This is a genomic window from Pseudomonas migulae (genome assembly GCF_043225285.1).
In the GTDB taxonomy this organism is placed as follows: domain Bacteria; phylum Pseudomonadota; class Gammaproteobacteria; order Pseudomonadales; family Pseudomonadaceae; genus Aquipseudomonas; species Aquipseudomonas migulae_C.
The window spans coordinates 1,793,831-1,806,312 of record NZ_CP171224.1; the positions used below are offsets into that span (position 1 = coordinate 1,793,831).

Annotated in this window: 9 protein-coding genes; all 9 read right to left on the minus strand. The window is 56.2% G+C overall.

The window, feature by feature from the left end; all coding sequences use genetic code 11:
* Window positions 1–13 precede the first annotated feature (13 nt).
* The 9 genes from ACF6ZU_RS08320 to ACF6ZU_RS08360 all read right to left on the minus strand — a co-directional run bounded on the left by ACF6ZU_RS08320 (window position 14) and on the right by ACF6ZU_RS08360 (window position 12,461).
* Window positions 14–2,011: a polysaccharide biosynthesis protein gene (locus ACF6ZU_RS08320; protein WP_392891468.1), complete on the minus strand. Its 1,998-nt coding sequence runs from the start codon at window positions 2,009–2,011 to the stop codon at window positions 14–16.
* Window positions 2,012–2,068: 57 nt separating this feature from the next.
* Window positions 2,069–3,025, minus strand: a complete 957-nt coding sequence (locus ACF6ZU_RS08325) for a UDP-glucose 4-epimerase family protein (protein WP_392891469.1) — start codon at window positions 3,023–3,025, stop codon at window positions 2,069–2,071.
* Window positions 3,026–3,032: 7 nt separating this feature from the next.
* On the minus strand, window positions 3,033–4,160 hold the full coding sequence (gene wecB / locus ACF6ZU_RS08330) for a non-hydrolyzing UDP-N-acetylglucosamine 2-epimerase (protein ID WP_392891471.1): 1,128 nt from the start codon (window positions 4,158–4,160) through the stop codon (window positions 3,033–3,035).
* Window positions 4,153–5,163, minus strand: coding sequence for a polysaccharide biosynthesis protein (locus tag ACF6ZU_RS08335; RefSeq protein WP_392893748.1), 1,011 nt, complete (start codon window positions 5,161–5,163; stop codon window positions 4,153–4,155). Before ACF6ZU_RS08335 ends, wecB begins: the two co-directional genes overlap by 8 nt.
* Before the next feature lie 128 nt (window positions 5,164–5,291).
* Complete coding sequence (locus ACF6ZU_RS08340; RefSeq protein ID WP_392891473.1) at window positions 5,292–6,152, minus strand: dTDP-4-dehydrorhamnose reductase family protein; 861 nt, start codon at window positions 6,150–6,152, stop codon at window positions 5,292–5,294.
* 23 nt (window positions 6,153–6,175) lie between these two features.
* Window positions 6,176–7,582, minus strand: a complete 1,407-nt coding sequence (locus tag ACF6ZU_RS08345; RefSeq protein ID WP_392891475.1) for a hypothetical protein — start codon at window positions 7,580–7,582, stop codon at window positions 6,176–6,178.
* A gap of 6 nt (window positions 7,583–7,588) precedes the next feature.
* Window positions 7,589–10,012, minus strand: coding sequence for a hypothetical protein (locus tag ACF6ZU_RS08350; protein WP_392891477.1), 2,424 nt, complete (start codon window positions 10,010–10,012; stop codon window positions 7,589–7,591).
* 37 nt (window positions 10,013–10,049) lie between these two features.
* Window positions 10,050–11,261: a glycosyltransferase family 4 protein gene (locus ACF6ZU_RS08355; protein WP_392891478.1), complete on the minus strand. Its 1,212-nt coding sequence runs from the start codon at window positions 11,259–11,261 to the stop codon at window positions 10,050–10,052.
* A gap of 3 nt (window positions 11,262–11,264) precedes the next feature.
* Entirely contained in the window at window positions 11,265–12,461 is a 1,197-nt protein-coding gene (locus tag ACF6ZU_RS08360) for a glycosyltransferase family 4 protein (RefSeq protein WP_392891479.1), read from the minus strand.
* Window positions 12,462–12,482: the final 21 nt, after the last annotated feature.

Sequence of the window (12,482 nt, forward strand, 5' to 3'; positions counted from 1 at the left end):
ATATTCGTCCTGGTCATGCGTCGCCGGAATTTTCTGACACCTGTCGACGCAGATGAATCAGGTCGACAATCTGACACTCGGGCACGTAACCGTTGACCGTTTCGCTCAACAGTTCGCGAACCTGCACGTAGTCATCCTCTGTGACAGCCTTCAACAAGGCTGAAATCGCCTGTTTGAAGTCCTCCCACGGAAGATGCTCCTCATCGGCGCGCATGATCATCGCGTGTTCGGTCGGGGACACGTTGTCACCGATCAGCAGCTCTTCATACAGTTTTTCGCCACGACGCAGCCCGGTGAACTCGATGGCGATGTCCCCATTGGGCCGCTCTTCGCTGCGCAGGGAAAGGCCGGACAAGTGGACCATTTTCTCCGCCAGGTCGGCGATCTTCACCGGTTGTCCCATGTCGAGCACGAACACGTCACCACCTTGCCCCATCGAGCCTGCCTGGATCACCAGTTGCGCGGCCTCCGGGATGGTCATGAAATAGCGGGTCATGTTTGGATGGGTCACGGTAATCGGCCCGCCATTCTTGATCTGCTCGCGAAACAGCGGAATCACCGAACCCGACGACCCCAACACATTGCCGAAGCGCACCATGGTGAACCGTGTCGTGTTGGCGCAAGGCGTCGTGAAGTGCTCGCCCAGCAGCAGAGGATTGGACTCGCGACTCAAGGCTTGCAGGGTCATCTCCGCCAGCCGTTTGGTGCACCCCATGACATTGGTCGGGCGCACCGCCTTGTCGGTGGAGATCAGCACAAAGTGTTCAACCCCGGCTTGAACGGCCGCCTGCGCGGTCTGCAGGGTCCCGAGGACGTTGTTCAGCACGCCTTCGGCAACGTTATGCTCGACGATCGGCACATGCTTGTAGGCCGCGGCGTGATAGACCGTGTTCACACCCCAGGTGCGCATCACATCCAGCATTCGCTCGCTGTTGCGAACCGAACCGAGGATGGGCACCAGCTCAAGGTCAAGCCCCTCGCGCTCGATCAGCTTCTCCAGCTCGATCTGAATGCTGTAGAGATTGAATTCACTGTGTTCAAACAGGATCAGTGCCGTTGGCTTGCTGGTGAGGATTTGCCGGCAAAGTTCCGAACCGATGGAGCCACCGGCCCCGGTCACCATGACCACCTGACGACGGATGCAACGTTCGAAAAGGGTCTGCTGCGCCGCGACCGAGTCGCGTCCGAGCAGGTCGATGATGTCGACTTCCTGCAGATCGCTGACATTGACCCGACCACTGGCCAGATCCATGAATCCCGGGATCGTCCGTACGTGCAATGGATAAGGTTCAAGCATCGCCAGGATCTCACGACGCCGGGCGCGCGACGCCGAGGGAATGGCCAGCAATACCTCTGTCGCGCCGGTGTCCTCGATCAGCCGTTCGATATCTGCGGGCGAGTAAACCTTGAGCCCGGCGATCACACGACTCGCGATGCCTGCGTCATCATCGATAAAGGCGACCGGACGCATCGCTTTTTCCATGCGAAGCGCAGCAGCCAACTGATTGCCTGCTGCACCGCCACCATAAATCGCGACCTTGGTGGAGCCGTCGTCCTGGCGCAGGAAAGGCATATGCTGACCGGCGAGAAACCAGTCGCCGAGAAAATACTGGCGCATGAACAAGCGCAGGCCGCCGACCATCAGCAGACTCAGCCACCAGTAGTTGACGATCAGCGAACGTGGCACCAGAACATCAGGGCGGTACAAATAGACGTACACCGTCAACAGCAGCGACGACAGGGTCACAGCCTTGAAGATGCTGAGCAGGGCGTCATTGCCGAAATAGCGCATCACCGCGCGATACAGGCCGAGGTTGATAAAGATGGGGATTGCGATGACCGGCGCAGCGGCAAACAGCCAGGCGTAATCCCCCAGAGGATTCACCGGCCGCTGGATCCCCAGGCGCACGACAAATGCCAGCCAGAGCGCAACCCAGACCAGCACAGTGTCAACCAGCAGCTGCAGGACGCGCTTGTAGCTACGCGGCAGATTCAATAAACGCTCACGCATTACCCGATATCCCTTCGTTCGACTTCCGGATTGCCAACCTCCCTCTCCCTCTCACGCTCATTGCTCCAGAAAATCTTTCGCCGTCTTTGCCAACGCCCCGTCCACACTGATCGCCGGGGTCCATTCGAGCAATGTCCTGGTTTTCTCGATATCCACTTGCAGCGATCCACAAAGACGCTGGGACAAAGCTTTTTTCCCCAGCAATTGCGCGGTGCCGCTCAATAGCCACATCGGCAACGGCAGCAATCGCGCCGGCCGGCCCAAAGCCTGTGCCATGCGCCGCAACAGATCGCTGGTGGACAAGTCTTCGTCGTCGCTCACCAGGAAAACCTGGTTGGCGGCGGCACGATGCTGGATGCAGGTCGCGATCAGGTCGACCAGATTGTCCAGGGCCACCAGACTGCGCTTGTTCGTAATGGCACCCAGCGGCAACGGCACGCCTTTATTGAGCCAGCTCATCATGCTGCGGAAATTGGCTTTCACCCCGGGCCCATAGACCAGCACCGGCCGAATGATCACCACCTCCATCCCGGTTTTCGCCGCCAGCGCCTGCAAGGCCTGTTCGGCTTCCAGTTTGGAAACGCCGTAGGGATCCTGCGGAGCCGGCTGATCAGCGGCCGTGTAAGGGCGACCGGGCGGCGTGCCTTCACCGTTGACCTTGATCGAACTCAGGAAGATGAACCGCCGCACGCCAGCCTGGGCGGCTTGCTCCGCCAGGCGCAGCGTCCCCTGCACATTCGCCCGACGAAAGGCGGCCAAAGGATCGGCCTCGCTTTCGTTCATGACATGCACACGGGCAGCACAATGGATTACGACGTCAACGCCCTTCAGCGGCGCCTGCCAGTCGGTGTCCGGTTCAAGTCCGGACACCTGGCACACTTCCAGCCGAGGGGACGATTGCTGCGGTAGCCGTCGATAAATCGAACGCACCGCAAATTGCGGGTCATCCAGCAGATGTGCCTGAACCGCAGCCCCGACAAAACCGCTGGCCCCCGTCAAAAGGACTCGCATCATAGTGGGCTCAAGCCTTGCTCCACACCGTGCGATTGATGTAGTCGGTGTAACTCAGGACCACGCGAACCACCTGCAACGAAACCGGGCCGCCCTGATAGTCCGGCACCAGAGGCACTTTGCGCTGGTCGCGGGAATGCTGGCTGGTGATGACGCGCACCGCATCCATGACCGAATCACGCTTGAGGGTGCTCATGATCAGCGTGCCTTCATCCATCCCCTCGGGACGTTCGTGGGCAGCGCGCAGGGTCACGGCAGGCAGGTTCAGCAAGGACGCTTCTTCAGTGATGGTGCCGCTGTCGGACAGTACACAAAACGCCGACATTTGCAGCTTGATGTAGTCCAGCAGACCGAAAGGTTTGACGAACTTGATCAGTGGATGGTCCAGGGATTCACCCAAGGCTTCCAGACGCTTGCGCGTACGCGGGTGAGTCGAAACGATCACCGGGAAACCGTAGTGATCGGCCAGGGTGCGCAAGGTATCCAGCAAATCGCGCAGGTTATCCGGCGTGTCGACGTTTTCCTCACGGTGGGCGCTGACGATGAAGAACTTGTCCTGTTCCAGGCCACTGCGTTCCAGGACATCGGACTGCTCGATCTTCGGCATGTAGTAGTCGAGGACTTCCTGCATGTGCGAGCCGGTCTTGATGATCGTTTCCGGGCGGATACCCTCGGCGATCAGGTAGCGGCGAGCGTGCTCGGTCAGCACCATGTTGATGTCGCTGAGGTGATCCAGCACCTTGCGGTTCAGTTCCTCGGGCACGCGCTGATCGAAGCAACGGTTGCCAGCTTCCATATGGAACACCGGGATCTTGCGACGCTTGGCGGAGATCACCGCCAGGCAGGTATTGGTGTCGCCGTACAACAGCAACGCGTCAGGTTTTTCCAGTTCGAAGATTTCATCGGACTTGGCAATGACTTCGGCGATGGTCTTGGCGGCCGTATCACCGGCAGCACCGAGAAAGTGATCCGGCTTGCGGATCTCAAGATCGTCGAAGAACACCTGGTTGAGTTCGTAATCGTAGTTCTGCCCGGAGTGCACCAGGACATGATTGACCTGACGGTCCAGTTCGGCGATGACCCGGCTCATCTTGATCAGCTCGGGGCGCGTGCCGACCAGAGTCATGACCTTAAGCATCGAGTTGCTCCTTGATGTAATCGAGTTTCAACAGCAGTTCCTTGATACCCGGTACGTCCAGACGCTCCGTATTGTGCGAGGTGTAGTCGTCGAACTCGGAGATACGCTCCTCGCCCTCGACGAAGTACTTGTTGTAGTTCAGGTCACGGTTGTCTGCCGGAATCCGGTAGTAACGTCCCATGTCCTCGGCCTTGGCCATTTCTTCACGGGACACCAGCGACTCGTAGAGTTTCTCGCCGTGGCGAGTACCGATCACCTTGACCTCGTTTTTCTTGCCGAACAGTTGCTTGAGCGCTTCGGCCAGGTCGCCGACTGTCGAGGCCGGGGCTTTCTGGACGAACAGGTCGCCTTGCTGGCCGTGCTCGAAAGCATGTAGTACCAGATCAACCGAATCTTCAAGCGACATCAGGAAGCGGGTCATTGTCGGGTCGGTCACCGTCAGCGCGCCGCCTGCGCGAAGCTGGTCAACGAACAACGGAATCACCGAGCCGCGCGAGGCCATGACGTTGCCGTAACGGGTCGCGCAAATGACCGGGCCATTGGCCGGGATCATGCGGGACTTGGCGACCATCAATTTCTCCGACATCGCCTTGGAGATGCCCATGGCGTTGATCGGATAGACGGCCTTGTCAGTGCTCAACACCACAACCCGCTGCACACCGTTGGCGATGGCGGCGTTCAGCACGTTCTCGGTGCCCAGTACGTTGGTGCGCACCGCTTCCATCGGATAGAACTCGCAGGAGGGAACCTGCTTCAGCGCTGCGGCGTGGAAGATGTAATCCACACCGACCATCGCCTGATCGAGGCTATCGCGATCACGAACATCACCGATGTAGAACTTGACCTTGTCATTGGCCAGGGCGATCCGCATGTCTTCCTGCTTCTTCTCGTCACGACTGAAGATGCGAATCTCGCGCACAGCGGTATTGAGAAAACGCTTGAGGACCGTATGGCCGAAAGAACCGGTGCCACCGGTGATCATCAATACCTTGTCGTCGAACATGTAAACCTTCTGAATCATAAGGGCTTCGTAGCGAAGCGCAATTTAGGATAAAGCCATCTAGCTCGCCGGTTATCAAATCACCAAGAACGTCTAGTAGCACCATCAACAATAGTCAAAATCAGCAATATTCAGCGATCCGCATTCATCTTACAAATCAGCTGTGGCCAAGCTGGCGCCACGTAGCCGGTCGCCTCGCGAAAACGCGAGCCGTTTAGCGAGCGATCGATGACCAGAGCGTCATCCGGCTCAACATCAATTTGCTTGCCATACTCAGTGGCAACCAGGCTGAGCAGGTCGTATTTGGCAATCGGCTCTGCGGCAACATGATACAGGCCATTGAGATTCGGGTGCGGTACGACGAAGTCTTTCATGACTCGCGCTAGCTCAACCGTGGGCAGTCCGGAGAATATCGCCTTGGTGAATCCTTTTACGCTACCTTGCTGGGACAGAAACCAATCCACTAACGCATGGTTCGATCCCAGCTCATGCCCAATGATCGAGGTACGCAAAGTAATGGCATGGGGAAGGTCATGCAGCTCTCCGATGTACTTGGACTTGCCATACAAATCCTCGGCATCCGATGTATCGGACTCCAGGTAACCGCCCTTACGCCCGGAGAACACGCAGTCGGTGCTCACGTGGATCAGCCGCGCGCCGACCAGCTCACACAGCCGAGCCAATCGATGAGGCAGCATGGCATTAATGGGCAGGGCGGTAAGCGGATCCTTGGCATCTGCCAAGTGTTTGATCAGCCCGACACAATTGATCACCACATCGGGTCGGACTCGGGAAAATACCGCCGTCAGCGCATCCTGATCAAGCACGTCTACACCCTTCAGCAAACGTCCATGCGCCTGCAACGGGAAATTGCTGAGCGCAGCGGCACTGCGTAATGTGCCCCATGTTTCATGGCCTGCATCAGCAGTGAACACACGAAAAACAGCATTGCCGAGCATGCCGGTAACACCAAGAACCAGAACCCGTGCCATGAGCCGTAAACCTTCTTAAAATTTCAATTCTTGTAGAAAACGCGCAAAAATCTATCTGCAAAAAATAGAATCAGAACATTCAACAATATGGACCCAAGCAACATATAACTTTGCATTGGAACATATCCAAAACTGGTATATCGAAAAGCAATAACCTGCGCAATCAATGCACAAAACACCAGATTCTTTCCACCCAATCGGTAGACAATGTATTCCAATACAGCCGCAATCGCCGAGAATGCTAAAACTGCAAAGAACAAGAAAACATAGGAGCCAGGATAAAACAGGAAGGCAATGTACCCCGGCAAGGAAACAAAGTGGGTGCCATCACCACGTGAGTTGTCATAGGCAGACACTACAAAGTGCTTGTCATAATACGAATTTACAGACTTGTCGAGCCTTTCGGAAAGTGCCTCCTTGAACACACCCCAACCTTTATCTGTAGCACCCACAACAGCCATTACACCTTCAACGCCAACCCAGCGGTCAAGAAACAATGTGGACGTCTGCTCCACAACCGCCCCTGCACGCTCAGCCTGAGTGTATCCGGCATAGAAAGCATTGGCACGCAAGTAGTTGACAGACAATACCGACGTAACAAATAGGATCCCGAAAGCCACGACCACGAAAGCCCCCAGCCCTAAACGCAAGCGAGGTTCGCGGCGCCGAAAGAGTGCCACCGCGCCATACATCAAGGCAGACCCATTGAGGATCATGCCCCGGCTCCACAACGAAATATTGGACAACGTCACTTCCATCAGCGCGATGAGGATGGCAACCCAGTAACGATCCCTATTCAATTCGAATTCGAAACGCAGAATAATTGCTGAAACGGACGCCATGCCGAACATCAACAACCACGCATAAACGCCGTTCAGCCCAAAGGGCAATTTAACCCGTTCAACCAGGCCACGCTGATAAATACCGAACCATGCATTGGATATACAGACGGCTAATACTGCAAGAATAAAGACAACCAGCACCGCAATGCGGTATTGCCGATAAAAAGCATACAACCCCGTATAGGAAATATGCGGAATGGTGTCGGGGTAGCTAAAGAAAAACCGCTGACGAGCGAAGCGTACAAACAATATTGCGGTTAACGCGCAGCACACCACCAATAAGGCTTGATCCAGCGATTGAGGACTCCCATCGAAATTCCCAACTGAAATATTGAAGCGACCGTGAAAAAAAGCTGTTTGCACACTGAACTTCAACCAGAAGCCGATCCACAGCAAAACGCCAATGAAAGAATCAAAAAAAATCGCACCTCGACCAAAACCGAAGTACAGCACGGCAGTGGAGAGCACCGTAAACAATAGATAAACCCAAGCGCTGCCCTGATATTCGGCCAATGCACAGGCACCAATAAGCGCAATTCCCGCCAATACTAGCAACCAAGTACTTTTAATCAAAATATCCCAGCGCATAATCCCTCAGAAAACTTTTTTATTAGCGGACGAAGAGCGTGTATCTGGCAGAGAGATCACCGCCAGCAACAGCCCCCATAAAAAGAACATGATTACGCCAGAGTAGGGTTGACGCAGGCCGACTTTGAAGGAGCTGTCGAGTACCAGCATGAAAATAACCACCAGAGCGAGGCCCAGGTATGGACTGTGCGCCCAGAAATCACGCCACCGCCGGCACACGACCGCAAGACTATACAGAGCCAGTACGATCAGCGGCAACAATCCCAGCAAACCGAAGTTGTAAGCGAAATCGAGGTAGTAGTTAAGTGCACTGGGAAACAGTCCCCTGGCCGGCGAAGTGGCATGACCAAACAGTGCATTGCTCCAACTCGCACAAATGCCATCGATGTAAAACATCCAGCGCTCCAGATAATCGACACGCCCCTCAAGCACCTGCATGGAAAGTTTGGCAGCCTCCGACAGGGGCGCCAGGACTTCCGGTTGCGAGACCCTGCTTATATAAAACACCGCCAGCAGTGCTCCGGACATCGCCAGTGCCGGCAAACCCAGCAAGGTCACGAAACGTCGCCCCTGCGCCATTTGCTGTGCGACGAAGCAGCATACCGCCAGGACAAAGAGTAGCATCGCAAGCAAAGACCAGGACAAAACTACATAACCGCCCATCAGCAACGTCAAGCCGCGTAACCACCCTTCAAATCCTTTATGCCCCCAAAGCGTGAACAGCGCCAGTACGAACGCAGCAACGAATAGCAAGGAAGCATACTGCAGATGCTGATAGATGCTGAAGAAATAGACCGAAGGAGAAAGCAATACATCCGCTGAAGAAAGGGTCACCAGCAACTGCACCGGCAGTACCGTGAGCAAGATGAACAGCGCGCCCTTGGCGAGCAACAACAATGCGTCTTCCCGACCACCAAACTGCTGCCCCAAGACCAAAGCGAACATCGGCAAGATGTACTGGATCAGCAGTATCAGCTTTTGCTTCCCGCCTCCCGCCGGATCCAGCCCCAACAGAAGACTCGTCAACAACATGCCGATAAAAACAAAAAACAGGCTCAGTAGAGCCAAGCGCGCATGCGAGTAACGCCCAAGCAAAACCATTCCCGAGTAACAAGCCAGTACCGACAAGGGTATTGGCAACAACGCTAAAATTCCGCCACTACTGAAGCTCTTGGAAGGGTCATCGAAAATCCCCCCTTGGAGCTGGAAAAATATCGGCAGAAACAGCATCACCGCGATGAACAGCAACAGGTTTTTCTGCGTGAACCAGCCTGAGTCGCGCATGGAAAGCAGGCCGTGACGTTCGCTGGCATAGAACACCCAGGACAGGAGGGCACCCAGCAAATACAGCAATGCCAACGCGTTTACACCAATTCCATAGAATAAAAAGGGAATGCTCGCTATCAACAGAATGTTCGCCAACATGTCCGACCCGAACACGTCACCTCCGGCGTCATCCTGGAGAATACGCAGACGGATGCGCTGCGCCAGCACCATCACCACGCCGCCCATCAATGAGCAACCGACTGCCAGCCAGAACAACTGGTCTTTCTCCGTCCAGTCCAGCAGATGCGGCAAGCTCCACACGCTGACAGCCAGTACCGCGCCGGCCAGCAGCATGACGACAAGCACGAGGTTGAAGAGCCTGACCAAGCGGCCTGCACCGGCTCCGCGCCGCTCGTGCCGGACCATGGTAGGACCCAACGCCTGTGAGAACACCTGGCCCAGGATGCCACCCAAGGCAAAGGCCGAAAACAGATCACCGGCCACCTGCTTATCCGCGACCAGCAGGATGAACAAGCGGAACACGTAAACCGATACACCGATGACAGCGGTCGAACCGAAATGCGGCAACATCAGCCGGATACTGGAAATCAGGGGCACGCCACTGTTAAGGGCACGCTTTGGAAGCTCAAGGCTAATGCACCCGAGCAACGGGGACAGCGCCCAGAGCAAAGTCACCGGTATAGACAGAGGGCCGTCGTTGATCAGCACCAGCAGCAATGCCAGGCTGAGACAACCCTGGGTCAGCAGGAAGCGAATGGCTGCGCCTTCGTGGTGACGCAACTCCTGTTCACTGAGAAAGATCTCTGCCAGCCATTCGGCTGCGCGACGCACCACCAGCAGCAGAACAAACAACCAGCTGCTGTCCACAACCCCAGCACACAGCACCCATGCCAGAATGCCCAATGGCAGCAGCAGAATCAGGCGTAACCGAAGGATTACGGGGGCATCGATAGTCCCGGAATCAGAAAGAATCAGACTGCGTGCATTGCCGGAAAACGAATAGAAGAGTGCGACCGTAGCACCATGAATGAGTCCGAAATCCGCAGCCAGCGCGGACTTTCCAAACAAACTCAAGCCGATCATGACCACCATCATGGCGAAGGTGTTCGCCATGAAGGCGACGGGGAAAACCATCACACGCATCATCTTTTCCTTAGACGGGCAGATTTGCTCTGCGCCCTCAGCGCTGCAACAACTCGACCAAACGGTTCACTTGACTATCCATTTCAAAATGAGCATCGAAGTAGGCCCTGCCCGCCTCCCCCATGCGTGCTCGCTCATCGGCTTCCAACGCTTTCATCCGCCGGATGTTGTCCACCAGCGGCAGCACTTGTTCTGCAGGAGAGGTCAGACCTGCTCCAGCTTCATAGACCACCCGAGCCCCCTCACCGTTCATACACGCGAGAATCGGACGCCCCGCAGCGAGGTAAGCCTGGATCTTGCTGGGGATAGTCTGGGCGAAGGCCTCTTCGTCATTGAGCGAAACCAGTAACGCCGAAGAACGTTCGAAAATTTCAGACATGGCCTCCATCGGAAAGCGCCCTGGCAGAACCAGATTGTCCAATCCCAACGCCTCCTGCTGTGACTTGAGCCAATCAAGGCGACTTCCGCTGCCAACCAGCACGATGCGGATATCCGGTTCATCACGCAGTTGTACCGCTGCCTGCACCAGCGTATCGAGGGCCTGAGCAGTACCAAGATTGCCAGCGAACACGACGCAGAAATATTGATTGAGCAAGGTGTCGAGCTGCGGCGGAAGCGTAAACACCGACCGGGCACTGCGTACATCCATGGAGTTGGGGTAGTACTGAATCTTCTCGCGTTTTGCATAGCGCGCCACCGGCTCGACAAAAGCACGTGACTGCACCAGCAGCGTGTCGCAATGGCGATAAATCGCCCCGACCATCCAGCCCACCACCCTCAACAAGTGTCGATTGCGTATGAACCCGGTGGCAGAAAGGCTTTCCGGCCATAGATCCTGCACCCACAGAGCCAGTTTTGCCTTCTTCAACCACTTCAATGGAATCGCGGGAATGGCCTGCAGGATGGGCGACGGGGCAAAGACCAGGATGGCGTCGAACTCTCGCTTACGCAGCATCCACGGCAAAAACAGCAGGCCGGCAAAGACAAACGACAGGTAGTTGAGGATCAGGTTTTTAGCCCCGCCTTCCCCCCGTGGCCAGAGGGGGACGCGCAGTACATCAACCTTTCCGAGGTAGCGTTCGCGCTGGGTGCCCTTGGCGTTATAGCCCTCGAAGATCTTGCCGTCAGGGTAATTGGGCTTTCCGGTGGCGACCACAACCTCGTGCCCCTGTTCGGCAAGCGTGCGCACGATATCGTTGATGATGAAACTTTCCGGCCAGAAGTACTGGGATAGCATCAGAATGCGCATGACTCAACGACTTGCCTGTGACGAAAGAATGTTCCGATAAAGATCGAGCATGCGCGCGGCATTGGCTTCGATCGAGAAGGTATGTTCCGCCCAGCTTTTTGCCTGCATGCCCAGTTGGCGACGCCAGACCGGTGACTCGGCCATCCGCTGCAGGGCATCGGCGATGAGAACAGGATCTGGTATGGGCACTGCCAGTCCCGTGACTTCATGAACAAGCGCATCCGGCACCGGATCGGTCACCGCAACGACACTCGGGACGGAATAGAAAGCTGCTTCGAAAACCGGCCGACCGGCCGCATCAAGATGAGAAGGAAAGCAGAGGATATCCAGTTGCGGGTAAAGCGTACGGACATCACTCACGAAGCCCAAAAGCTTGACCTGATCCTCCAGGCACTCGCGCCGAATCAGCGCTTCGAGCTCGGCACGCACATCCCGCGCGAAGCCGAATTTACCCAGTACCCAAGCCTTGAACCCAGAGAGTTCGCGCGCGTTCTCGCCTGCGACCAGGCACTCGATGCGTACGCCTCGTTCCTTGAGAATGCCCATTGCCTGGACTAACTCGAAAATGCCTTTGAGTGGAATCAACACCCCCAGAAAACCGACCCTGACCACCTCGTCATGCCCCCTGGGCTCCGGGGCTGCAACTTGCGCGGCAACCTTGAGGCCATTGTGGATGATGCTGAGCGGCAAATTCGGCTCGAGCGTAGCGGCGACCGTGTGGTCAATCGCAACTACGGAGTTGGCAAAGCGGCGTAAAAGAGCGTTCACCCAGCGAGTACGCAAGCCCACACCCGGCTTGCGTTGCAATGAGCGGACATGCACCACCAGCGGCACACGCAGCATCCACTTGGCAATTATCCCCAGAGGCAACAGGGTAACGTCGTTGACGTGGATCAGATCGTAGGGCTCACGGCGCAAGCGCCACAAGCCAAGCAGCGAGAACGGCAGCAAAAACAGCTCCCGCAACAGGATCAGCCAGCGCACCTTGCGGTAATAACCGTAGCGCGTGTTATCAAACTGGCTCAGTCCCCTGACGGTTTCTACCTGTAATCCTGCTTCGGCAAAGGACTGGCAGACCGGTCCTGCGGGCGTCAATACCGTGCCGTGCACGCCTGCGCCACGCAGCATGGAATACAGCTCGATCAAGCTTTTCGAGGCACCGCCAAACGCTGCTGTAGCGTGCAAAAACAAGACTTTCAAGAGAACAACCCTTTACAGATC

Excerpts from the sequence above, each read along its gene's own strand:
- ACF6ZU_RS08320 (WP_392891468.1), bottom strand. The coding sequence starts at position 2,011 with ATGCGTGAGCGTTTATTGAATCTGCCGCGTAGCTACAAGCGCGTCCTG.
- ACF6ZU_RS08325 (WP_392891469.1), bottom strand. The coding sequence starts at position 3,025 with ATGATGCGAGTCCTTTTGACGGGGGCCAGCGGTTTTGTCGGGGCTGCG.
- wecB (WP_392891471.1), bottom strand. The coding sequence starts at position 4,160 with ATGCTTAAGGTCATGACTCTGGTCGGCACGCGCCCCGAGCTGATCAAG.
- ACF6ZU_RS08335 (WP_392893748.1), bottom strand. The coding sequence starts at position 5,163 with ATGTTCGACGACAAGGTATTGATGATCACCGGTGGCACCGGTTCTTTC.
- ACF6ZU_RS08340 (WP_392891473.1), bottom strand. The coding sequence starts at position 6,152 with ATGGCACGGGTTCTGGTTCTTGGTGTTACCGGCATGCTCGGCAATGCT.
- ACF6ZU_RS08345 (WP_392891475.1), bottom strand. The coding sequence starts at position 7,582 with ATGCGCTGGGATATTTTGATTAAAAGTACTTGGTTGCTAGTATTGGCG.
- ACF6ZU_RS08350 (WP_392891477.1), bottom strand. The coding sequence starts at position 10,012 with ATGCGTGTGATGGTTTTCCCCGTCGCCTTCATGGCGAACACCTTCGCC.
- ACF6ZU_RS08355 (WP_392891478.1), bottom strand. The coding sequence starts at position 11,261 with ATGCGCATTCTGATGCTATCCCAGTACTTCTGGCCGGAAAGTTTCATC.